Here is a 22,301-nt window from a genome sequence, read left to right as displayed (position 1 = left end):
CGATCTTTCATAAGAGAGTTTTATTACCTATATGGTTCAAATATTTTACTCATAAAAATAGAATTCACATATACCAGAAGGCTTCCGCCTATACTACTCCAGAATATACTTCCATAAAAAAGAGTTCTGTAATTATAAAGTGTTCCTCCAATACACACAATATCAAATAATATAATAATTACTGCATACGGCAGTTGTGATATTGGTATTAAAAAAGCATTTTTTATCATATTCTTTATTGTATTTTCAAAACAAGCTATCAACGGAAATACAAATATCCATCCCCATAATAAAAATATGATGATTCCTGCTACCAGAATATTTATTATCTGTCGATTCAACTTGATATATGTTACTGCTATATACCAGTCATATCCAACAATATATCCTGTCCCAATTAACAGAAGCCAGATAATTGTACTTTGCTTAAAATTTTGACGAAATGCTTTTAAAAAGCTTTTTATAATATACCCTTCTTCCTTCTTTATAATTTTAAACATTACAGAATATAATGCGGTTGTGGATGCCCCTGCTGTAATAACAGGTACTGAACATACCAACCACAAAATATTCAAAATAAGGAAATCACATAATGTCGTGAGTATACGAATGATTCTATTATCTGTCATATTATTTGTTTAATATTCTACCTTCCACATATATCGACGAGTTGTGTAATCTATTCCTGTTGCTTCTGACAATGCTTTCATATAAACATTATTCAAAATAGGTGTAAACAAAAGATGATTAAAATATTCTGAAACTGAATCTTTTAGATTATCAAGACCAAGCTCTTTTGCATCCAGAATATATACTTTTTCACCTGCATATTTCTTTAAAAATGTAATTGCACGCTCATCAGCTTTTCTGGTTCTTCCATCTGCAACAAGGAGGAAAAATGCTCCATTTTTATCTGTAATTTCAAATGGTCCATGGAAAAAATCACAACTGTTAAATGTTGGAGATTGAATCTGTAACATTTCGAGAATATTACAAGTTGAAAAAATATGACCAGAACCATAAGCTGGTCCACTTGCGATTACTGTAATTGTTTTTTCATCTTTAACCTGATCTGCCCATTTCTTTGCTAACGGTCTGCAATATTCTCTTGCTCTCACATAAGCCGGCTGAATTTTTTCAAAAGCATCCATTGCATCTGTATAATTTTTATATCCTTCTGTAACATCTACAATTGCCATTGCAATTCGCAGTGCATTTCCCGCATTCGTTCTTCCCTGATCCTCATCGTCTTCCCAGATACTTCCATACTGAACATTATAATCGCAAACTTCTGTAAGCCCTGATTCATCAACATATTGGCTGATTGTAACAGCTCCAAGTTCTTTTGCGACTTTTGCAGCCTCTATTGTTTCCTTCGTTCCCCTCATAGATGTGATAACTGCAATCGTATTTTCTCCTATACATTTCGGTGCTGCAAATTCAAATTCACTGCTTGTGATCATCTGCGAACGTACTGCTGTAGATTCCCTGTCCATAAAATACTGCGCTGCATAATGTCCATCATTTGAGCCGCCAGCCGCAACCCATACAACATTTTTAAGACCACCTTTTTCTTCCATTTCTTTGACAATTTTTTCAATAAGCTCTCTGATTTCCATTTTCTTTTCCTCCTATTGATCTATATATTTTTTTAACATTTCAAAAGATATTTGCATTGCTTCATGTGGTGTTCTCATATACTTATCATTTAAGATTTCCAGACTTAACATTCCCTGGTAATTTACCTCATCCAACTCATGCAACATTCCCCTGATATCCAATTCTCCTTCTCCAAGAATCAAATGCCCATTAGGGATTCCATCCGCAACATGCACATGCCTTAGATACTTTCCCAAATCTTGAACTGCCTGTTTCATTGTTTCTTTTGAAAACCCCAGAGTTGCCGTATCTATCATGCCTTTCACCGCAGGTGACCCTATTTCCTCAATCATTCGTACTGCTTCTTTTGCAGTATGAGTTGTTGTATATTCGCGCGGTGAAGTTTCCAATACCATTTCAATGTTATATGCTTCTGCCATATCACCAAGTATTCTCATTGAATCAACAGAACGTTTCCATACATCTTCATCCTTCTCATCAATTGTCCCATATCCGCATAAAGTAACGATTGTATCTGCTTCCAGTTCAGCTGCTGTTTCAATTGTTTTTTTGAAGACGTTAATGCTTCGATTTCTTGCCGCAATATCAAACGCTGCAATATTTACAGGATACAAACATTGTTCCGGTGTTACACACATTGCTTTTAATCCGAAGTCTTTCAGTTTTTTCTTCAAACTTTTAATATCTCTGTATGTAATATCATCCATATGAAAATGCGGAAAACATGCATAAAATTCAATTTGTTCCGCTCCCATCCTATGTAAAGAATCCAATGCATAGTTCAGGGAATATTTGTAATACGGATAGTTCGACGTTAAAATTTGAGATCTCTTTAAATTTTTCATGACTCTTATCCTTTCACACTACCTGCCGTCAATCCTCTTACAAATTGCTTTTGAAGCAACAGAAATGCGATAATCAGAGGAAGTGATGCTATAACCATGCTTGAAATCACAAGTGTCCAGTTTGTTGTTGTCATTCCCTGAAAATTCATCAGACCAACCGGTACTGTTTTTTTATCTGTACTCTGTAACAATACATTAGCAAACATCAATTCATTCCATACTGCTCTGAAGCTTACAATGGAACACGAAGCAATAATCGGTTTACTAAGTGGCAACATAATTTTTACAAATATCTGCCATGTAGTTGCTCCATCTATATATGCAGATTCATCCAGGCTATAACTAATACTTTTATAAAATGTCATAATCAAAAATGTAGCAAATGGAATTCTAAATGCTGCATCAATCAAAATCAAACTAATTCTCGTATCATACAATCCCGCAATTTTGACCATCTTAAACAAAGAGATTAATGAAGATTGTGGTGCCAGCATTAATCCTCCTAATATTAAATAAACCCATAACTTTTTTGTTTTAAATTTTAATCTTGATAAAGGATATGCTGCAAGACAACTTAAAAATGTTGATAAAGCAGTTGCTGCTACTGTAATAATCACGCTATTGGATAAATATACTCCAATCCCTTTATTCCACGCATTTACATAGTTTTCCCAATGCCATGTCTCCGGCAGTGAAAATGGTGATAAAAATAATTCCTGATTTGTTTTAAATCCTGTAATTACCATCCATATAAGTGGAAAGATGATAATCAACGCAAACAAAATAAATAAAATATATGTAATAATATGAACGATTTTCTTTTTCATCTTCCCACCTCCTATTCGTCTAATTTATATCCTTTCATCTGCAATAACCCGATTGCGAATGTCACAATAAAGATAAAGAATGCTATTGCAGAGGCGTATCCCATCTGGTCGTTTCTAAATCCAACTTTATACAAATAAGTCGCTAAAGTTTCTGAGGCATATCCCGGTCCACCATTTGTTGTTACAAAAACTTCATCATATTCCCGGATAGATCCTGTAATCATAATAATCATATTGATCAATATTGTATCTTTAATCTCCGGAAGTGTAATATAGAAAAACTTCTTTAACGCACTCGCGCCATCTATATCTGCTGCTTCATATAAATCAGCCGGTATATTCTGAATTGCAACCACAAAAAGAACTACTGTATAACCTATATATTGCCATTGTGACATTGCGGCAATAGAAAAAGTCGCACTTCCTGCATTTCCAAGCAAATCAATATTTTCTGTATTTATTCCGATCAGCTCTAACAGAGGATTCATAATTCCGATAGATGGACTGCAAATCATCTTAAATGCAATACCCACTACCGTCACCATAAGCAATGAAGGAATGAAATAAATTGACTGAAAAATGTTCTGTGTTTTTCGCATAAACTTGGATTCAAGCGTATTGGCAATAATTAAAGAAAGACCTATCTGAAAAATAACTGACATAATCATGAAAATCATATTATTTTTCAGTGCTGTATAAAACACTTCGTCTTTGAACATTTTTATATAATTGCCAATTCCTACAAATTTATGACTGGAACTCATTGCTCCCCAACTAAAGAAGCTTTCATACAAATTGATAAAAATTGGTAAATATAAAAGTACAACAATCATTAAAATCGCAGGAAACATATATAATGCAATTGTTCTTTTGTTATCTTTCCGCATATTTAATCTTCCTTTCAGAGGAGCAATATTATGCCCCTCTATTTATTTGCATCAGCAACTTCTTTTGCTGCTTTTTGCACATCTGCCATGACATCTTCTGCCAACTTTCCATCTAAAGCTTCCTGTAAGCTTGCCATATAGGTATTAGAAACATTTCCATCAACACACTGATCAAGCCATTCGGCAATCGCATTATAGTCTTCTGATGTTTTATAAGCCGCTGCAATTACAGCATCTGAATTATCTTCTGTAATACCTCCAATAATTGCATTCGGAAGTCCTGTCTCTTTGGTCTGTTTTTCAGCCTGTGCTTTCTTTGTTAAAAATTTAAGGAATTTAACTGCTTCATCCGGATGTTTTGTTTCAGCAGAAATTGCATAATTTTCTGATCCACCTGTTACAATTGTTGACGCCTCATCTCCTGTTGCGCCATCCGGAATCGGAATCTTAAAATAACCATATCCGTCTTCCCCCATTGCACCCGTATAGAATGAAAACTGGCTTGTCGCATCCAGGATCATCGCCTGCTTACCTGCAGCAAATTCTTCTCTTACCTGATAATAATCTTTTGAATTTACATTTTTGCCAAGATATCCGGCATCATTCAAATCCAAAAATGTCTGGACAGCTTTTACATATCCTTCATCGGTAAACGCACCACTACTTGGGTTATAATCCGCGGTTCGAACATCCTTATTTACAAAATTTGCATTAAACTGACCAACATACCACATGGTATACCATTTGTCTGAATTACCAAATGCAATTGGTGTAATCTCTTTATTTTTCAAAGTATCGCATACATCAATAAATTCATCCCATGTAGTAGGAACATCTAAATTATTATCTGCAAATACCTGCTTATTATAAAGCATATATAATACAGAGCTCCTGTAAGGTACAGCATAGTTTTTTCCTTCATATACACTACTGCTAAGAAATGCCGGAAGAAAACTGTCTTTCCATTCCGCGTCTTCATCCATGTAAGAGGTAAGATCTAAAATTTTACCTGATCTTGAAAATCGATTTAAGCATTCACCGCCCCAACAAAAGAAGATATCCGGAAGATCTCCCCCCGCTGCCAGAACACTCAACTTTTCTTTCATTGCCTGATCACTGATATTTTCATATTCAATTTCAATATCTGGATTTTCTTTTTCAAAATCTGCGATTGCTTCTTCAAAATATCCTTTATATTCGTCTTCCGGATGTTTATCAAGAAAAGTTAATTTAACTTTTCCACTATCCGATTCATCTGATTTGCTACCACAACCGGCAAATAACGCTACCGTCATTGATGCAATCATTAACATTGCTATTGCTTTTCTTTTCATAACCAATTACCTCCTTAAATGTTAATAATCTCTGACAGCTTTTTCGGATTGACGTCGTATCCGATTCCCAAAGCTCCCTCTTTTACCACTATCGTTGCTGCATATTCTGCTGCTTTTTCAAGTGCCTGTTTTATATTATTTTCAGATTTCATCGACTCGTCAGCCTTCATCTGTAAATAATTCATTAGAAATGCGCTAATATAGGAATCGCCTGCTCCCATCGTATCTATTGCTTTTACTTTTTTCACCGGTTGCATATAAAATTCTTTTCCATCATAAGCTATTGTCTTATCTGCTCCTCTTGTTCCTACTGCTATCTCACATCCGGTGCTTATTACTTCTTTTAAAGTTTCTTTTGTTTCTTCTTCAGACAGCTGCCCACATGATAAAAACGCATATTTTATATTAGATCCAATTTCACGGATATCATCTAAAGTAAAATTATCATAAAAATCATAACAAATCTTAACTCCATACTTAGCCAGTTTCTTTATCTTTTCATGATTAACTCTGGCTCCCCAACTGATACATGCGATATCAAATTCTTTAATATATTCAATTTCTTCCTTTGTAAATTCAAATGGATATAAATCCGTTACACCTTTCTTATTCCAATCAATAAATACTCTGTCTCCATCTTTCAAATCTACTAACGCATATCCACTGGATCCTTCTTCATGATGTGAATGGCTGGTATCTATCTGCTCTTTTTGCAAAGTTTCCTCTAATATTTCTCCAACCTTATCATTTGCAAAAACTCCCATAAATGCAGCCTTTGCTCCTTGTTTTTTTGCATTGTATGCAATGTTATATTCATTTCCGCCTGGATACATCTTATTTTTATAACAATAAATATCCATAGTAGCTATGCCAATTCCTATGATACTTACGCTCTCCATCATGTGCCTCCTCGTATTATCTTGTTCCTGTTTTTTTAACTTGTATTAACTCGTCTTGCTACAAGAATACTATTGTTGTTAATTATTGTCAATATATTTTCTGATTTTTATTATTTTTAGGTATTTTGTACAAATAACTTTAAATATTTTTGTAAAAAAAGAAGATACCTTTTTTAGATATCTTCTAGTTTACTGTTATTCTTTTATACATACCATTTCAAAATATTATCATTATCTCCTCTGACAATATCTTTGACCGTATGAATTGGTCCTCCATTAATATCAAACACACATACTTCCGATTCTATAACCGGAGTTCCAACCGAAAGCTTCAACAATTGTGCTATTTCTTCCGTTGCAAATATAATTTTTACACTTCTCCTTCCCTTAATTGACGGAATCATATGATATTTTTCCTGCAGAATCGCATAAAGCGATCCGGTTAAGTCCTCATTCATTAACCCATCTAATTCTGCAGATAAGTGATTCTCCTCGATTAAAAGCGGAACATTATTCACACACCGTAATCTTTTAACAATTAAAATGTTTTCTCCATCATTAATTCCAAAAAATTCTTTATCCATTTCCGTTTTTACCGGTTCCAAGCCAACTTTTAAAATCTTGGATTTTAAATCTGCCCCTTGCATCTTTGCATCTCCAGTAAAACTGGTTACTCCAACAGGCAGTCTTAACATATCTGACTGTGCAACAAAGCTTCCTTTTCCTTGCACCTTGATAATATATCCTTCTCTCTCTAATTCTGCCATCGCGTTACGAACAGTTACCCGGCTCATACCATATTCTTTTTGCATTTCTGCCTCTGAATCAAGTTTGTCCCCCGCTTTTAATATTCCAGATCTTATTTCCTGTTTGATTTTATTTTTCACCTGTAAATATAATGGTATAGAATTTGATTGTGATTGAATTTTAGTCATTATATCCCCCTAGCTTGTATTATACATGTATCTATTTTGATATTATCATAATACAACTAAAGTTATGTATTTGCAAGGAATAATGGAATATATGCTCTTTTTATACAAAGACACGTCTTATAACATATTATCATTATAATTTCAGTTTCCTGTAGCGTTACCGGTTCATTGTTATCATCATATACTTCTATATCCTTTATACGATCTTTTTTAGACACCGTATCCTTTCCACCACAGGCAGTAGTTCCTGCTACGATCAAAACAATCCAAAAAAATATAGCATATTTTTTATATTCCAAATCCACTCAGCAATACATAATATCCTGTCAAGATCACTACAAACACCACAATAACCGGGATTGTCTTCTTCATCAGCTGCCCCCAGGATACCCGGAAATATTCCGTAATGATCGCAAGGCAGATGTGCGTCGGCGAAATCTGCATTGCCGCATAAGAAAGTGCCATCAGGTACACCAGAAGTCCGGCTCCTGCATGCGGTATGCTTGCAAATGCCAACGGAATCAATAGCACAATCATAGAATTTGCTCCACTGATAATCGTTCCAAGAAACATAATGATTCCAAATGCCGCAAACTGTGGAATTGCAGATCCTGCAAACAAATCCGGAAGTTTTCCGATTGCCCCTGTATAGGTAAGAATGTTCTTGAACATCATCAGAATGATCGTATTGAAGATGATTCTCCACTCTACCGATGTCTTTGCAAAATCCAGCACTTCCTTCAGACTTAACCGATATACAATAATCGAAAGCACAATAATAAACGGCAGTACCTTGATCACAGAAAGATTCAGTGCGATCACAAGCACAATACAAAGCACCAGTGGCCAGAAACAGTATAGAAGCTGTTTGAATTCTTCTTTTTTGTCTATCATTTCATCCTCACTTGCTTCATATCCTTTCGAAAGCTTCCGCAGATAAAATACATATCCCAGTACCAGAAGCACCACAACCATCGGCGCCATAAAAAGTACAAATTGCCCGGTTGATACCGCTGTAATGGAAAGTGCCAGCAGAATTGCATTATAAGTCGGCGAAAAGCTTTCTGAAATATGGCGGTAGTAACTGGTCACAAACGTCTTTTCTTCCACATCCAGATCTTTTCCTGTCGCCTTATCTACGATCGCCCCACAGATATTGACAGCTCCTGCAGACGGAAGGAATCCAATGATCACCGGCGCAATTACACACACCATACGCCTGTCTCCGCTAAGCCTCTGCAGTGCCATCTCCGCTCTTTCCAGAAGTTTCCGGTTCTCCATAATCCGCTGCAAAAAGGTTACAAGAATAAAGCTTCCGACCACCAGCAGCGTATCCTTTTCATAAACCGACTGTATCATCAATTTTGCTGCATCCCCAAGCGGAATTCCAAACAGGATCACAGTCAGCAAAATGGCAACGATCATCGCATCACGCAGTTTTAATTTTGCCAGGACCATCACCATAATGACAATAAAAATCACTGCAAGCTTTATAAATTCGGTCTGCATCTCTTTACTCCAATTCTCTTTTTTCTAATTTCCCTTTTTTCATCCACAGACACCGATCCGCATAATTTGCAAATTCTCTGTCGTGGGTACTGACCAGGATTGTCGTTCCTTCTTTTGCCATTTTTTGAAAATATTTCATAATGATCTCTGAATTTTCCATATCCAGACTGCTTGTCGGTTCATCTGCGACTACCAGTTTCGGGTTCTGCGCAAATGTCCTTGCGATCGCCACACGTCTTTGCTCTCCGCCGGACAGATTTGCCGGATATTCGGAAAGCATATTCTGGATTCCAAGAAGCTCCGTCAGATACGTGATCCTTTCTTTATCCGGTTTCCGGTTTTTCCCCAGCGAAAGTGGCAGCAGGATATTTTCCATGACCGTCAGATTCTGGAGAAGATTTTGTCCCTGCATGATATACCCAAGGTCGCCTCCCCGCAGAACCGATAACTGTCTGTCATTCATTTTTTCAATCTCATGATCCAGTACTGTGATCTTTCCTTCTGTCGGTTTCAGGATCCCGGTCAGCATATGGAAGAGGGTGGATTTTCCACTTCCCGACTGTCCCATGATCGCAACCAGTTCTTTTTCTTCCACTTCCAGATTCACGTGGTCTACTGCATAAAACTGATTCTTTCCACGTACAAATTCCCGACTCAGATTTTCTGTCTTTACAATCATGATTCCACCTCCTGGATCAGTTTATATAGTTCCATACGATTCGCTCTGACTGCCGCATATAAGGTAGCAAGAAGGCTAACACCAACAGCAAGCCCCAGACTCTGCAATGCAAGAATCACATATTGGGAAACATTTACATTCAGATACGGCATATTCATACTTTCCATGATCACGTCTTTAAATAACAGGATTCCGCCTCCGGAGAACACCACTCCAAGAAATCCTCCAAGCACACCGATCATTCCTGCTTCCAGAAGAAGCATCTGGAAAATCTGGCTTTTTCGTGCACCAATAGAAAGTAGTACCCCAAACTCCTTCAAACGTTCATTCACAGTAATGTTAAAAATGCAGATCAGTGCCAGGACTGCCATTAAAAACAACAGTCCGATCAGAAGCGCGCTGTAAGACCGCATCTGTTCCAGTGTATCTGAAACTTTTCCGGACATTGCTTTTGCCGTATAAGCTTTCAGTCCGGAATCTCTCATCTTTGTGTTGATTGTGTTCGCCACTTCTTTCGGATCTGCTCCGTCTTTCGTCCGGATCGTCAGAAGGGAAACATATTTCTGCGGTTCTGTAAGATCCGTCACATACTTGATCTGAAAACTGTCAAATAATGTATATGCCGTCTCAAAATTCATGAATGCGCAGTTATCATAACTGGTTCCTGTTTCTTCGAGTTTTCCTGCAACCTCGTATTCCTGTCCAAAGAAAGAAATTTTATCTCCCGCTTTTGCCGTAATCCTGCTTCCAACAACAGTCTGACCCTTTTTCAATTCACTCACATTGCTTCCAGACATCCACGGCTGTACAATAAAATCACTTTCCGGTTCAAAAGCAACAATCTGTACCGGAACTGAACAGCATGCCGCATCCAGTGATGCAATGTAGAGCTGCGGAGAAATTTTGTCAATTCCATCCGTCTTTTTCACCTGATCCATCAAAGACTTTTCAAAATAGAAACTGCACAACCCTCCCGAAAACAGAGAATCGCTTAAATCTGATTCATATTCTCCCGGTGCTACGATCACATCCGCCCCAATCCGATCTACTGTCTTATCAATACAAGTTTTCATACTTTCTGTCAATACTCTACTGGTAAACAGCGCTGCCGATAAAATCAGCACCAGTGCTGCCAGAAACATCGTCCTGACTCTTCGATGCCGCAGATTTCTGACTGCAAGTCCAGGTACAGTCAACATTTTCTGTTCCATTTTTCTTTCCTTCCTTTTTTAACATTTTGTTCGGAAAACCCCCGTAATTTTCCAATTAAAATAAGGAATGTGCCTTGGCACTTTCCTAATATATAAGACAAAAGAGGAGCTTCCACTCATCCCAGAGTTCAAAGCTCCTCCACCTCATTCATTTATGTGTCTGATTATTTTGTGCTTACTTTTTCAGCAAGTGGCTGCCATGCTGTCTCTACGACTTTATCTACAGTCCAGTCAGAGGTAATGATTCCTGCCTCAATGTAGTCCTTTGCAACAGCTTTAATTGTTTCCTTTGTATCTGCATTGGATACTGCCCAGTTCTGCTGATCAAGCATGTATTTTGTAAGCTCGATGTCACCAGATACCATACCCTCATCAAGCATGATCTGTGCAGCTTCGTCTTTGTTTTCTGCAATGTACATATATGCATCCATTACACATTTTGTAAGTACCTGAGAGATTACCGGATTTTCTTTTACGAATTTTCCGCTCATAGCCATTACGCAGCATGTTTCATCTTTGAAATCATCATCCCATGTGATAGAACGAAGAACTTTTAATGTTCCGTCATCTACGAATTTCTTTGCAAAACGGTCACTCAGAAGGCAAGCTTTGATGTCACCTGACTGAAGAGACTGGATTGCTGCACTTGATTCAACCTGTACACATGTTGCTGCATCCTGTTTCAATCCATCTGCAAGGAAGAAACGGATGATCATGTTGTGTGAAGATCCACCGATCGGGCTATCCATACCAACAGTTGTGCCTTCCAGGTCTTTTGTTGATTCGATTCCTGAATCAGCAAGTACATATAATGATTTGCATCCTGTCTGCGCACTTCCTGTAAATACGATGTCCATTCCGTTTGTGATCGGAACTAACATATGTGCAATATGGTGTACTCCAAACTGAGCTTTTCCAGTTCCAAGTGCTTCTGTGATTTCAGTACCAGCTGCGATCTGAACATCTAATCCCCAATTATCATAGTATCCGAGTGCTTTTGCCATGCTAGGTCCTGATGTACAGTCACCACCATCATATTCGGCTGTGATGGTTGTTCCCCATGCCGGCTCTTTTTTCATTGCTTCTTTAATTTCATCATCTGACATTTTTGTGATATCAGTCACTTCTTTCTCTGTAGAAGCTTCCTGTTTTTTGGAATCACTTGTGTCTTCCTTCTTTTCTGCTGAGCTTGATGAACCGCCACATGCAACCAGTGATACGGTCATTGCGCATGCAAGTAACGTTGCAAACAATCTTTTTTTCATAATTCTTTTCTCCTCTTCGTGTTTTTACTTTGTTGCTTTTATATTTATCTTTTAATAAATATCCATTTAATGATCTGTATGATGCTTCAGATCAAGCATCTTCAGAATCCTGTTCCGATATGCCTGGAACTCTTCGCTGTCTCTCTGCTTTGGTTCAGCCAGTTCAATCGGTATATCTGCCTTTACACGTCCCGGTCTTGGCTCCATAACCAGCACTCTTGTTCCCATATAAATTGCTTCTTCTACATCATGTGTAACCATGACGACCGTTTGTTTCTGTTCTCTCCAAATATTCAGGATCTCATCCTGCATATTCATTCTGGTAAATGCGTCCAGTGCGCCAAGAGGCTCGTCCAGAAGCAGAATATCCGGATGATTGATCAGCGATCTTACCAGCGCCACTCTCTGCGCCATACCTCCGGAGAGCTGATGTGGATAGTCTTTTCGGAAATCTTCAAGTCCTACCATTTTCAGCATATGCTCTACCAGTTCTTTATCCTGCTTTTTCTGCATACGCAAGCTGAAGGATACATTCTTCTCTACCGTAAGCCACGGAAACAATGTTGCTTTCTGGAATACCATTCCACGATCCGGTCCGGCTCCAACAATCGGTTTTCCGCCAAGTCTGATCTCACCGGTAGTCGGTCTGATCAGTCCTGCGATCAATCGCAAAATCGTTGATTTTCCACATCCACTTGTTCCAACAATACTGACAAACTCACCCGGCTGGATCGTCAGATTCACCTCTGCCAGCGCATGTGTGATCTCGTTACTGTCTGTCTTTGCAAAACTCTTTGTTACTTTGTCAAACTCCAGGACACGCCCGTGTCCCTGCTTCTCATCCACTGATGCCATCTTATTTCACAACTCCTTCCTGCCAGCGAAGCACTATTCTCTTGATCACATTCAGTATAAAGGTAACTGCTGTGAAAATAAGACAAATTAAAACGATAGCTGCATACATTTTAGAATAGATCGCCCATGATTTCTGCCACTGGATATACCATCCAAGACCTGCCTCGGCTCCCATCATCTCAGCAACCAGAAGTGCTGTACAGGCAGAACTCATTCCCTGTGTCATCCCCTGAAGAATGTTTGGCATTGCATGTGGGATTGCCACCCGGAATACCAGCTGGTGACCTTTGGCACCTAATGTTCTGGCCGCTTCCAGATATGCCTTGTCTACATTCTGGATACCGGTTGACGATGCGATCGTAAGTGCAAACCATACACCAAGAGCGATGATAAATACACTTCCTTTAAACAGTGAGGATACCAGAACCATGATGATCGGAATCCATGTTGTGGAAGGGATCGGTCCAAGCATCTTAATGATCGGTGAAACCCAGTAGTTAATCCTTTTGCTGTATCCACAGGCAACACCTGTGATCAGTCCAAGGATCGCTCCAATAAAATATCCCGTGAATAATAATCGCAGTGAGTACAATGTACTTTTCAATAACAGTGCCCGGTCATCAATGATCGCACACAAAATCGTATTCACACATGGGAAGAACGGCTGTTTTAAAATACCTGTCTTAACCGTCAGAAAATCATACAGCATAATTACCAGTATGATCACAGAGTAAAGCGGTGCTTTATGACGTACTTTTGCAAAATAACTTTTATTCAGTAATCCTCTCACTACCATGATCAGATATAATGCCAAAAAAAAGCAGACGACAATAGTAAACACATGCGGATTAAAATTCTGAACGGCATCCGGCATCAGATAATATATTAAAAACATAATTATCGCTGCAAAATACGGACAAAAACAAATTACCACATCCAACATATGTTGCATCTTCGTCTTCGGAGCACTTTCCATTTCTAGCAACTCTTCTCTCGTAAGCTGTCTTTTACTCTCCATTTTTCATTTGACTCCTTTGTAAATTTTTACCATTTCCTTTAAATGCTTTTTAACTATATCAGCATTTTGCACAAATGTAAAATTGTTATTTCTTATATACAATTTGATTTATTACAATTTTCTATAGTTTTTATCTGGTAAAAGTAAACTTATTAACCATAAGTATGTTATACTAAATACAATAAATTTTTAAAGGAGATATGAATTATGAATTCACAAAAATTATCCGGAGCAGTTTCCTGTCTTGCAGCAATTCTTATTCTTGCAGCAGATAAGATCTTTGCCCCGGTATGCAAAGGAACCATGGAACTTACAAACGGAGGAGAATGCATGATGCGGTGTCATTATTATGGAATTGCACTGTTTCTTTTCGGTCTGCTCCTGCTTGCAGAATCCGTTCTTCTTTTCTTCGGAACACACGATTTTAAATTACCGGTTGTCATCATTATCACTGCTGTTCTGATCCTGCTTCTTAGCAATACTTCAATTGGCATTGGTATTTGTGCCAAGGCAGGTATGATGTGCCACAAAACTGCTCTTTGGGGAAGAATTGGTGCTGTTCTGGCAATCATCGGTGCCGGAATCAGTCTCTTTGTACATAAATCACAGATGCCACAGGCGAATTAGGATTCACGCAACAACATTTCAAACAGAATATCTGATTACCTTTCCTGTAATCTATAATCAGGAGTCAAAACTTTCTGTGTACGCAAAGAAGCCGGAGTCTGACCGATAACACAACTGCCTATATTCAGGCTTTTCTGTTATCAGCCAGATCCCAGCTTCTTTTTTCGCTCTTTAAAGTGTTTCTGCCACTTTCATATTTGCAATCAGTCCCCGCAGCTGAATCAATGAAGAATATCCATCAGTACAGTCATCAATCTTTCCATTTGCCGCAGGATGGAAATAGCGTCCTTCTTTCTCCGCTCTCTTTCCCTCGGCAATTGCTTCTCTCAAAATCTCCCTGTCTTCTATCCGCCTTTCTTCCGGGATTTCATTGATGATGAGCATTGGTGGCTTTACCGTTTCTGTACCGTTTTCTGCCTTTCCCTGCAGTTCAACTTTTTCTCCACAAAATACATAGCCGGTACAGTAATTTCTTTCTGTTCCGATCACCTTCACTCCGTGCGATATCAGCCAATCGATCGTTGCTTTCCGGTCCAGCATATCTTTTGGTCCTGCCGAGATCAGGATCACCGGAATCTGCTGAAGAGCCGGAAGATCCGGGCAGAGTTCTTCTCCTTTGATGTCCCCGATTCCACCCATTCCACAGGTAATTGCAACCGGAATTCCCATTTTCACACAGACCGCCATTGTCCCGGAAGCGGTAAGTGCGCCTGATTGCTTTTCCACTAATGCCTTTTCCAGCAGATCACAGTCAATTCTTGGATAAGCGGATGCCCGGCTTCTAAATTCAAGAAACTCATCGATATCCCCGATCCTAATTTCCCCATGATCAATCCAGGTGATCTTTTTTCCCGGATCTTGCCATTCTTTTTTTATTGTTTCATTTGATACCGATTTTAATCCATGTGTCAATAATGCTGATTCTACTAAATATTCCATCTGTTGTTATTCCACCTTTCTCCTTCTGGATATCAATCCCGTACTTTTTCTCATCATATCATACTTTTACAGCTCAAATTAAAAAACCGGATAAAAATTTGCATTTCTACCCGGTTCCTGTATTATTTCAACAATTGCATCAGCTCTTCAAAAAAGCTTTTTGAGGTTTCTTCTGAAATCGTATAATCTGACGTTATCTCTTTAATGATCTTTTTCAACCATTCGTCCCATTTCATAGTCCACCTTCTTTTCCGCCAAAGGCTTCTATTTTGTATTGTCTACCGCATCCTCCACCAAAGAGTAATCGGCATTATCGCCCACAACATCTGCGTACAGATCATCCAGTGTCGGGTATCCATAATATTTCCATACCATGCTGGAAATACCGTCTGTCTTTGCATCAGTCTTGATCTTAAAGAAATTGCCAGGTGTTCCATAGTCAGACAGATCAATATCTGTATTTCCTTCCCCGTCTGCAAGAATTGTTCCATAATGCATATACCAGTAAACATCATTCACCTTGTCATAAGATCCATCATCATTACTGTACTGATCCCGTACTTTTACATGATAAATAAGATACAGTTCATTTCCATTGCCCACAACAGGCTCCAGCAGATAATCTCCCATATAAGTAAGGCTCTCCAAAGATTCGGAATCTACCCAGCTGCTCTCCACATGATCATTGTATTCCTGTTCCGCCCGGTCCTTCATTTGCTGCATTGTATCATCATCGATGTCACTGGCTGATGTGACATAATACCACAGTCCTTTTACGGTATATTCTTTTTCCCATTTTTCCGGCAGCTTTCCTATGTTGGCGGCATAGCTGTCTGCCATAGATTTATCCAGATATACTTTAATCTTGTCTCCGTTTGCCAATGTTCCATTTGATGCATCTGTCTGAAAATCGGCAGATGTAAGATCAGATCCTGTATAATCAAATGAAACGGCTCCTCCCGGACTTATTCCGTTAAATGATACCTGCAGGTCTTTGAATGCATCAAATGTCTTAACCTCTTCCAGCCCTTTTACTTTATAGGTTTTATTTTTATATTTCAGATTGCATTTCACATATTTTGCATAATCTTTATTGACGTTCCAGCTGTATTTGACTTTGTCTTTGTTGGAAAGATTGCTGTCTGATTTCATTTCCACACTGACATAGGACTGCAGTCCCGCTACCGGTGATATGGAATCTGTATTTTTTCCATACTGTTCTTCAAATTCTTTTGTAAACTTCAGTCTGGAATCATATTTTTTCTGAATCTTCTCCCAGTCGATCTGCGGATATACATTTCCATATCCGTTATATCCTGTTGTTTCAAAGGTAACATACTTGTTCAGATCGATTGTTCTCTTGCACGCGATATCAAAAACCCTGCTGCGATCACTACAACGACAACCGCACATGCCAGACCGATCAGGAACTTGTTCAGTCCTCTTGATTTTTTATGTGTGAGTGATTTTGTTTCTGCTGTACTTGTTAGCGTCTCTTCTGTATTCCGGGCGACCTCTTCTTTCTGCTCTTCTGCATTCTGGACAGCCTCTTCTTTCTGTTCTGCTACATTTTTAGCAGGTTCTTCCTGTTCCAGTGGTTTTCCGCATGTTGCACAGAATCTTGAACCATCTGGATTCTCAGTTCCACAATTTTTGCACCTCATATCTCTTTTACATCCTTTCTGTATGCTATATTTTTCTCGTTTATATTATTAAGATGAGTCAAAATCTAGTTTGGTTTTAAAAACAAGAAAAAATTTTTATTTTTTTAATAATGACTGATCTGGTTGATGATCTCATGGTATGAAACAGCTTCATTGCCCAGTGCTTCCGGCTTTCTGTTTCCAAACAATTTCTTTAATTTCTTTTCATATTTCTTTTTTGTGACTTCTTTTTCAGCCAGTCTTTACATTTGTTTGCCACAATGCAGTTGAACCAGCTTTTCAACCGCTTTGGATCCTCAATCTGCTTCAGATTACGGAATGCAGAAATATAGGCATCCTGCATGATATCCATTGCATCCTGCTCATTTTTCACCATCTGAAGTGCGATTGCAAACCCTTGCACATAAGTCAGATTGTAAATTTTCTCCAGAGCGTTCTCTTCTCCGGCGGCAGCTTTTTCTATCATCTCTTTCAGATCATTTTTTTCTTGATAATTGACATTCTTCGCTCCACATTTTCCGCAGAACTTCTGATCACTCCTGATTTCTTTCCCACATCTGGTGCAATACATGTTTTCTGTCCTCCAATGCATCAACCGGTCGTTCCTGTATAAGCACAACTCTGTGACTGGCTTGTCATATACATAAAAGACCGGATAGAATAACTCCTATCCGGCTTTTTGCATATACTCTTTCATTTTTTCATATTCTGACCTGCGTTTCATCACTCGATGCTTTGCCTTCTAGTTTTCCTCAGTTGCCTTATCATCTTCTATTTTTGTTCCACAGTTTGTACAGAATACAGCCCCCTCTTCCAGCGGCTTTCCACAGGCCTTGCACACTTTCACTTCTGCCTTTTCCTCCGGTTGTTCTGTCGGTGCTTCCAGTGCCGCTCCACAGTAAATACAGAATTTACTTCCAGGGTTCACTTTCTTTCCACACTGCGGGCAGATCTCTTCTGTCGATAATTTTTCAATTATCTCTTTGTTGGCCGCGATCTCATCCTGCAGGGATTTGATCTGTGCGGCAAGCTCCGGCATCTTTTCCACGCATTCGTTCCGGTAATTGGCATAATATGTACTGCCTATCTGATAAATGACTTTTTCAATTTCTTTTTCTTTTGTCTTATTTAAATTTGTCAGGCGGAAAATCTCTGTTGTATCCTTTGCCTTCTGTGATAAATCCTGACCGGTTTCTGCCAGGCTACTTTTCAGATTATCAAAAAATCCCATTTGTCTCATTCCTTTCTGTAAATTTTATCTTACCACTTTTCTTGCATTTATCAATAAGCAATTTGTATAATTTACAGCTTCTTTACAATCTTTAAAAATCATGATTCAAAAAAATCAAACACTTTCTTCCAATATTCTTCCGCAATCGTATTTTCCGCATTGAATATCTCATGCTTGGACTCCGGGAACTTCACAAGCTCGGCACTTTCCGGTCTGTTCTTGTTTAGTTTTCGCACAAAACGTTCCTGCGCTGCATTCGACACCAGATTATCCTTGCCTGCCGAAAAGAGCATGACAGGTGCTTCGATCTTCTTCCATCCGGTCTTTTCCAGATACCGGTTCAGACGCATTGCATTTCCGAGCCATCCATAAGACGGTGCGTTCAGATGATAATGGGCTTCCTTCGTCCTTTTTTCTTCATAATACTCAAATCTCGGACGGGAAAGGGAGCAGCTCTCTTCAAATTTTCCTGGCTCCTTGTATGGCTTCTGACCGACTACATATTTTTTATTCCTTCCCACCTTGCAGGATGTCTTTGCGATCGCCTTTGCCACATGCCACGGCACCCCTCCGGTCAGTGGGCGGATCATCGGTGACGACAGAATTACCTTCTCAAACATTTCCGGTGCTCTTGCCGCAACTGCTGCCGCAATTCCGCCTCCCATAGAATGTCCGTACAGATAAATCTTCATCCCCGGATTGTCCTCTTTTGCCTTCTTGGTTACAAAGATAAAGTCCTCTACATAACGTTCAAAGCTGTCCAGATGCACCAGGGATTCATCTTCTGTCAGACGATAGCTGAAGCCATGTCCACAGTGCTCCGGAAGATATACGCTAAAACCTTCTTTTGCAAAATAATAGGCGATCTCCTTATATTTTTCCGCGTTTTCAATAAATCCATGTGACAACATCACAACCGCATGTGGGTTCTCCGGAACATAATGCATACAGTGGATCTTCTGCCCTGCATGTCTTTCCAGATAGAATTCCGTTCCGATAGATACAAGATACGGTTCTACGATGGTCTGCATTTCTTCTTTGTAGTTACTTTCCTGTAAAATAGGTGTCTGCATGTGTGATAACCTCCCCGATAGATTTTGGTTCGTACTTTTTATTTTCTGATATGATTATAGCAGAGAGGGGAACTCTCTGCTATAGGATTTCTGTATACAGTTCTTTAAAGTTGTTCAAAATTATAAAGTTGCGCTTTTTCCACTTACATAATTCAACAATCGCATTAAATCTGTAATCGTTACGTTTCCATCTCCATTGATATCCGCTGCATGACTTTCGAATATCCTTTGGCTTAAATATCATATGCATCACAAGTTAATTATAACAGAAAGAAAGACCTTGAGTTCATTCTAAACTCTTGGTCTTTCTTTTTTTGAGGGACTATTCTTTTTTCACAGCCCCTTTCTCTCCACATTTAGTGATGTCCTACAATCAATGCCTCAATTTCTTCCGGTCGTGGCATCACCCGCAATGCTCCCTTACGTGTTGTGATAATTGATGCGGCAGCATTTGCATAAGTCAGCATTTCCTTTAAATTTTTCTCAGTCAGATTTTCTAGTCCATATTTACATATGTAATGCAAAACACATGCACAAAATGTATCTCCGGCACCAGTTGTTTCTATTGTATTTTCGTTTATAAAAGGTGCTTTTTCAACCATCCTGTCCTGATAATAAGCTCTACTGCCTTCTTTTCCCATAGATACCAGGATAAGCGGGATATCATATTTCTCCCTGATCCATTTTACAGCCTCTGTATAGTCATTTTTTCCTGTCAGCCACTGAATTTCATTATCTGAAATTTTCAGGATATGACACTGTCCCAGACCATACAATACCTGCTCTCTTGCCTCATCCATTGAATTCCACAGTGGCTCACGTATATTAGGATCAAATGAAATGATCGCACCAGCCTGTTTTGCAATTGCAACTGCTTTTTTTGTCGCTCTGCGTACGTTCTCATGTGTCATAGACAGGGTTCCAAAATGAAAAATCCGTGTCTCAAGAATTAATTCCTCTGGAATTTCCTCTTCTGTCAGCATCATATCCCCTCCCGGATTTGCCTCAAACAATGGGTTCCCCTGGCTACTAATACCATTTTCTGTAAAATCAATCAGCAATTCCCCTAAAGCTACTACGTCCATTTCTTATTCTCCTGCTTTTTACATTATAATATCATGCTTTTCAACACTCATTGTCATTTTCTTATCGCTGAAAAAATAAATATCTTTCGCATCCAGAGGCGTACAGATTGCAGTGGTCGCCGTCTGCTGTCCATCATTAATAAAAAGTTCGATCGAATGATAATCCAGGATAAAACGCATCTTTTTAAGCCCTGCCGGATCCTCAATTCTGAATTTTCGTACACATACCACATCTTTTGTAACACCGCAGTATGTACGGTCGATTTCCAGAAGTCTGGTTTCCTTATTATAGGTATAACTCGTTTCATACTCACTATCTGCTGCCAGTTTGATAGAAAAGATTGTATTTTCTCCATCTTCCAGTGTCACCGTAAGATCAATTGTGCGTCCCTCTACTCCTGCAATCACTGTCTCGCCTTCGATTTCTGCGTGTTCATAGCAACATGGATTCTGATGATAATTTTCCAGTTCTTTCACCGGATTCTGCCAGATACGGTTTTCTTTTATCTCCAATTCTCTCGGAAATGTCATCATTCCCTGCCAGTCCTGCGAATTCGGTATCACACAGGCATCCCATGATTTCATCCATGCGATCATGATCCGTCTGCCATCCGGAAGTTCTGTTGTCTGTGGAGCATAGAAGTCCATACCATAGTCAAGTGTATGCGGCTGTTCTTTGCTGAATCTGCATCTGTTTGCATCATAGTCTCCCAAAAAATACACCGAATTATGTCCATTGTGAAACTCATATTTCCGCGCCTTCATATCCTGTGGCGAACAGATCAGCACATGTCTGTCTTTTAAAGCAAAGAAATCCGGGCATTCCCACATCGTTCCTATATCACCATTTTCATTTGATGCCAGAATTGTCTCAAATTTCCAGTCTGTCAGATTTTTGCTCGAATAAAGCACAACTTGCCCAACCTGATTATCATTCTTATTTCCAACAATCAGATAATAGGTATCGTTTTCTTTCCAGATCTTCGGATCACGGAAATCAATCCGGCTGCATCCTTCCGGAAGCATCTCACCTGTCACAACCGGATTCTTTTCATACTTTACATAATCTTTTCCATCACCAAATGCAATACACTGATTCTGCCGTTCCTGCTCACTTCCATCTGCCTGCTTTACTCTGGTAACTCCGGTATATACAAGTACATGCTTTCCATCTGCTTCGATCGCACTTCCGGAAAAACATCCTGCCTTATCATATTCCTGATCCGGTGCAATCGCTGCCGGAAGCTGCTCCCAGCGGACCATATCATCAGTCACACTATGTCCCCAATGCATTGGTCCCCACTCTCTCTGATATGGATTGTACTGATAGAACAAATGTATTTTCCCATCATATACGGAAAAACCATTCGGATCATTGATCCATCCGGTCGGTGCCGTAACATGGAACAGTGGTTTGGTCGTTTTCTTTACATACACTTGTTTTTCTGTCTCATAATTTCTTGCTTTTTCTAACATCTCACTCATGTATTTTCTCCTGCTACTTATTCTCTTCTGAAAGCGATTTCTGGTACTGGTCGAAATATTTCTGTTTAATAGCCAGATAATCGGAAAGTCCGTACTTTTCCATTTTATCAAGGTAAGAATCCCACTCTTTTTCGATTCCACCATTTAAGATCCAGTCGGCTTTCTTCTGCTCTGCATATTTTTTAATGTCGGTATCATACTGTGACACTTTATTGGTATCTTCGATACTCATGAATACATTTGGATATACATATTTGCTGTTCATATCTTTCAGAAAAGTGCATGCAGCCGTCAGGCCACATGCACTTTTGCA

General features: G+C 39.0%; 24 protein-coding genes and 1 pseudogene. 1 reads left to right on the top strand and 24 read right to left on the bottom strand.

The genetic code is table 11. The annotated features are described in order from the left end of the window. Window positions 1–23 precede the first annotated feature (23 nt). The 14 genes from PG766_RS10765 to PG766_RS10700 all read right to left on the bottom strand — a co-directional run bounded on the left by PG766_RS10765 (window position 24) and on the right by PG766_RS10700 (window position 13,884). The gene (locus PG766_RS10765; RefSeq protein WP_173700067.1) at window positions 24–575 is read right to left on the bottom strand and encodes a YesL family protein; all 552 of its coding nucleotides are present in this window, start codon (window positions 573–575) and stop codon (window positions 24–26) included. 63 nt (window positions 576–638) lie between these two features. Continuing rightward, window positions 639–1,619 (bottom strand): sugar isomerase, encoded by a 981-nt coding sequence (locus PG766_RS10760; protein ID WP_117823557.1) that lies wholly within the window; start codon window positions 1,617–1,619, stop codon window positions 639–641. Between the two features lie 12 nt (window positions 1,620–1,631). Then, entirely contained in the window at window positions 1,632–2,465 is an 834-nt protein-coding gene (locus PG766_RS10755; RefSeq protein WP_055297502.1) for a sugar phosphate isomerase/epimerase family protein, read from the bottom strand. A gap of 5 nt (window positions 2,466–2,470) precedes the next feature. Next, window positions 2,471–3,292, bottom strand: a complete 822-nt coding sequence (locus PG766_RS10750; RefSeq protein WP_117823555.1) for a carbohydrate ABC transporter permease — start codon at window positions 3,290–3,292, stop codon at window positions 2,471–2,473. An 11-nt stretch (window positions 3,293–3,303) separates the two neighbouring features. Next, entirely contained in the window at window positions 3,304–4,179 is an 876-nt protein-coding gene (locus PG766_RS10745) for a carbohydrate ABC transporter permease (RefSeq protein WP_118199286.1), read from the bottom strand. A 38-nt stretch (window positions 4,180–4,217) separates the two neighbouring features. Beyond that, window positions 4,218–5,513 carry an ABC transporter substrate-binding protein gene (locus tag PG766_RS10740; protein WP_117823551.1) on the bottom strand — a complete coding sequence of 432 codons (1,296 nt, stop codon included), beginning with the start codon at window positions 5,511–5,513 and terminating at the stop codon, window positions 4,218–4,220. Between the two features lie 14 nt (window positions 5,514–5,527). Further along, a complete protein-coding gene (locus PG766_RS10735; RefSeq protein ID WP_173700069.1) occupies window positions 5,528–6,412 on the bottom strand; it encodes a PfkB family carbohydrate kinase in 885 nt (294 codons plus the stop codon). A gap of 203 nt (window positions 6,413–6,615) precedes the next feature. Continuing rightward, window positions 6,616–7,347, bottom strand: coding sequence for a GntR family transcriptional regulator (locus PG766_RS10730; RefSeq protein WP_117823547.1), 732 nt, complete (start codon window positions 7,345–7,347; stop codon window positions 6,616–6,618). 288 nt (window positions 7,348–7,635) lie between these two features. Continuing rightward, a complete protein-coding gene (locus PG766_RS10725) occupies window positions 7,636–8,856 on the bottom strand; it encodes a DUF401 family protein (RefSeq protein WP_117557807.1) in 1,221 nt (406 codons plus the stop codon). 4 nt (window positions 8,857–8,860) lie between these two features. Next, complete coding sequence (locus tag PG766_RS10720) at window positions 8,861–9,535, bottom strand: ABC transporter ATP-binding protein (protein WP_118199285.1); 675 nt, start codon at window positions 9,533–9,535, stop codon at window positions 8,861–8,863. After that, complete coding sequence (locus PG766_RS10715; RefSeq protein WP_118199284.1) at window positions 9,532–10,746, bottom strand: ABC transporter permease; 1,215 nt, start codon at window positions 10,744–10,746, stop codon at window positions 9,532–9,534. Before PG766_RS10715 ends, PG766_RS10720 begins: the two co-directional genes overlap by 4 nt. Window positions 10,747–10,910: 164 nt before the next feature. After that, complete coding sequence (locus PG766_RS10710; protein WP_243002820.1) at window positions 10,911–12,011, bottom strand: ABC transporter substrate-binding protein; 1,101 nt, start codon at window positions 12,009–12,011, stop codon at window positions 10,911–10,913. A gap of 66 nt (window positions 12,012–12,077) precedes the next feature. Continuing rightward, entirely contained in the window at window positions 12,078–12,866 is a 789-nt protein-coding gene (locus PG766_RS10705; protein WP_117823543.1) for an ABC transporter ATP-binding protein, read from the bottom strand. A 1-nt stretch (window position 12,867) separates the two neighbouring features. Beyond that, window positions 12,868–13,884, bottom strand: a complete 1,017-nt coding sequence (locus PG766_RS10700; RefSeq protein WP_118199283.1) for an ABC transporter permease — start codon at window positions 13,882–13,884, stop codon at window positions 12,868–12,870. A gap of 207 nt (window positions 13,885–14,091) precedes the next feature. Between PG766_RS10700 and PG766_RS10695 the strand changes: the two genes are divergently transcribed. Beyond that, window positions 14,092–14,511: a DUF4418 family protein gene (locus tag PG766_RS10695; protein ID WP_118199282.1), complete on the top strand. Its 420-nt coding sequence runs from the start codon at window positions 14,092–14,094 to the stop codon at window positions 14,509–14,511. Between the two features lie 171 nt (window positions 14,512–14,682). Here PG766_RS10695 and PG766_RS10690 read toward each other — a convergent pair whose 3' ends face one another. From PG766_RS10690 to PG766_RS10650, 10 genes and pseudogenes are all read right to left on the bottom strand, one after another. Next, complete coding sequence (locus PG766_RS10690; RefSeq protein ID WP_118199281.1) at window positions 14,683–15,450, bottom strand: pseudouridine-5'-phosphate glycosidase; 768 nt, start codon at window positions 15,448–15,450, stop codon at window positions 14,683–14,685. A gap of 264 nt (window positions 15,451–15,714) precedes the next feature. Then, a complete protein-coding gene (locus PG766_RS10685; protein ID WP_118199280.1) occupies window positions 15,715–16,863 on the bottom strand; it encodes a hypothetical protein in 1,149 nt (382 codons plus the stop codon). Continuing rightward, window positions 16,794–17,114 (bottom strand): zinc-ribbon domain-containing protein, encoded by a 321-nt coding sequence (locus PG766_RS10680; protein ID WP_118199279.1) that lies wholly within the window; start codon window positions 17,112–17,114, stop codon window positions 16,794–16,796. Before PG766_RS10680 ends, PG766_RS10685 begins: the two co-directional genes overlap by 70 nt. Window positions 17,115–17,307: 193 nt before the next feature. Next, on the bottom strand, window positions 17,308–17,685 hold the full coding sequence (locus tag PG766_RS10675; RefSeq protein ID WP_182438631.1) for a sigma factor: 378 nt from the start codon (window positions 17,683–17,685) through the stop codon (window positions 17,308–17,310). Between the two features lie 171 nt (window positions 17,686–17,856). Continuing rightward, window positions 17,857–18,345, bottom strand: coding sequence for a zinc ribbon domain-containing protein (locus PG766_RS10670; protein WP_182438630.1), 489 nt, complete (start codon window positions 18,343–18,345; stop codon window positions 17,857–17,859). Window positions 18,346–18,443: 98 nt separating this feature from the next. After that, window positions 18,444–19,418: an alpha/beta fold hydrolase gene (locus PG766_RS10665; protein WP_055248986.1), complete on the bottom strand. Its 975-nt coding sequence runs from the start codon at window positions 19,416–19,418 to the stop codon at window positions 18,444–18,446. Window positions 19,419–19,538: 120 nt separating this feature from the next. Beyond that, window positions 19,539–19,643, bottom strand: a complete 105-nt coding sequence (locus PG766_RS17245) for a dockerin type I domain-containing protein (RefSeq protein ID WP_082424237.1) — start codon at window positions 19,641–19,643, stop codon at window positions 19,539–19,541. Window positions 19,644–19,774: 131 nt separating this feature from the next. Continuing rightward, entirely contained in the window at window positions 19,775–20,503 is a 729-nt protein-coding gene (locus PG766_RS10660) for a PfkB family carbohydrate kinase (RefSeq protein WP_270590789.1), read from the bottom strand. An 18-nt stretch (window positions 20,504–20,521) separates the two neighbouring features. Further along, on the bottom strand, window positions 20,522–21,988 hold the full coding sequence (locus tag PG766_RS10655) for a glycoside hydrolase family 32 protein (protein ID WP_118199276.1): 1,467 nt from the start codon (window positions 21,986–21,988) through the stop codon (window positions 20,522–20,524). A gap of 13 nt (window positions 21,989–22,001) precedes the next feature. Then, window positions 22,002–22,265, bottom strand: a pseudogene (locus PG766_RS10650) (ABC transporter substrate-binding protein); the annotation flags it as partial. Window positions 22,266–22,301 lie beyond the last annotated feature (36 nt).

The organism is Coprococcus sp. LG101-27, assembly GCF_027695515.1.
GTDB lineage: Bacteria > Bacillota > Clostridia > Lachnospirales > Lachnospiraceae > Allocoprococcus > Allocoprococcus comes.
Note: the sequence above shows the minus strand (reverse complement) of the source record. Positions and strands in the feature narration are given on the sequence as shown.

What these genes read in the sequence shown, in the direction of transcription:
- PG766_RS10660 (WP_270590789.1), bottom strand. Translation starts at nt 20,503, where the DNA reads ATGGACGTAGTAGCTTTAGGGGAATTGCTGATTGATTTTACAGAAAAT.
- PG766_RS10685 (WP_118199280.1), bottom strand. Translation starts at nt 16,863, where the DNA reads ATGTGCGGTTGTCGTTGTAGTGATCGCAGCAGGGTTTTTGATATCGCG.
- PG766_RS10670 (WP_182438630.1), bottom strand. Translation starts at nt 18,345, where the DNA reads ATGGGATTTTTTGATAATCTGAAAAGTAGCCTGGCAGAAACCGGTCAG.
- PG766_RS10730 (WP_117823547.1), bottom strand. Translation starts at nt 7,347, where the DNA reads ATGACTAAAATTCAATCACAATCAAATTCTATACCATTATATTTACAG.
- PG766_RS10725 (WP_117557807.1), bottom strand. Translation starts at nt 8,856, where the DNA reads ATGCAGACCGAATTTATAAAGCTTGCAGTGATTTTTATTGTCATTATG.
- PG766_RS10695 (WP_118199282.1), top strand. Translation starts at nt 14,092, where the DNA reads ATGAATTCACAAAAATTATCCGGAGCAGTTTCCTGTCTTGCAGCAATT.
- PG766_RS10735 (WP_173700069.1), bottom strand. Translation starts at nt 6,412, where the DNA reads ATGGAGAGCGTAAGTATCATAGGAATTGGCATAGCTACTATGGATATT.
- PG766_RS10665 (WP_055248986.1), bottom strand. Translation starts at nt 19,418, where the DNA reads ATGCAGACACCTATTTTACAGGAAAGTAACTACAAAGAAGAAATGCAG.
- PG766_RS10655 (WP_118199276.1), bottom strand. Translation starts at nt 21,988, where the DNA reads ATGAGTGAGATGTTAGAAAAAGCAAGAAATTATGAGACAGAAAAACAA.
- PG766_RS10745 (WP_118199286.1), bottom strand. Translation starts at nt 4,179, where the DNA reads ATGCGGAAAGATAACAAAAGAACAATTGCATTATATATGTTTCCTGCG.
- PG766_RS10750 (WP_117823555.1), bottom strand. Translation starts at nt 3,292, where the DNA reads ATGAAAAAGAAAATCGTTCATATTATTACATATATTTTATTTATTTTG.
- PG766_RS10690 (WP_118199281.1), bottom strand. Translation starts at nt 15,450, where the DNA reads ATGGAATATTTAGTAGAATCAGCATTATTGACACATGGATTAAAATCG.
- PG766_RS10760 (WP_117823557.1), bottom strand. Translation starts at nt 1,619, where the DNA reads ATGGAAATCAGAGAGCTTATTGAAAAAATTGTCAAAGAAATGGAAGAA.
- PG766_RS10675 (WP_182438631.1), bottom strand. Translation starts at nt 17,685, where the DNA reads ATGTATTGCACCAGATGTGGGAAAGAAATCAGGAGTGATCAGAAGTTC.
- PG766_RS10720 (WP_118199285.1), bottom strand. Translation starts at nt 9,535, where the DNA reads ATGATTGTAAAGACAGAAAATCTGAGTCGGGAATTTGTACGTGGAAAG.
- PG766_RS10680 (WP_118199279.1), bottom strand. Translation starts at nt 17,114, where the DNA reads ATGAGGTGCAAAAATTGTGGAACTGAGAATCCAGATGGTTCAAGATTC.
- PG766_RS10700 (WP_118199283.1), bottom strand. Translation starts at nt 13,884, where the DNA reads ATGGAGAGTAAAAGACAGCTTACGAGAGAAGAGTTGCTAGAAATGGAA.
- PG766_RS10705 (WP_117823543.1), bottom strand. Translation starts at nt 12,866, where the DNA reads ATGGCATCAGTGGATGAGAAGCAGGGACACGGGCGTGTCCTGGAGTTT.
- PG766_RS10710 (WP_243002820.1), bottom strand. Translation starts at nt 12,011, where the DNA reads ATGAAAAAAAGATTGTTTGCAACGTTACTTGCATGCGCAATGACCGTA.
- PG766_RS10755 (WP_055297502.1), bottom strand. Translation starts at nt 2,465, where the DNA reads ATGAAAAATTTAAAGAGATCTCAAATTTTAACGTCGAACTATCCGTAT.
- PG766_RS10715 (WP_118199284.1), bottom strand. Translation starts at nt 10,746, where the DNA reads ATGGAACAGAAAATGTTGACTGTACCTGGACTTGCAGTCAGAAATCTG.
- PG766_RS10740 (WP_117823551.1), bottom strand. Translation starts at nt 5,513, where the DNA reads ATGAAAAGAAAAGCAATAGCAATGTTAATGATTGCATCAATGACGGTA.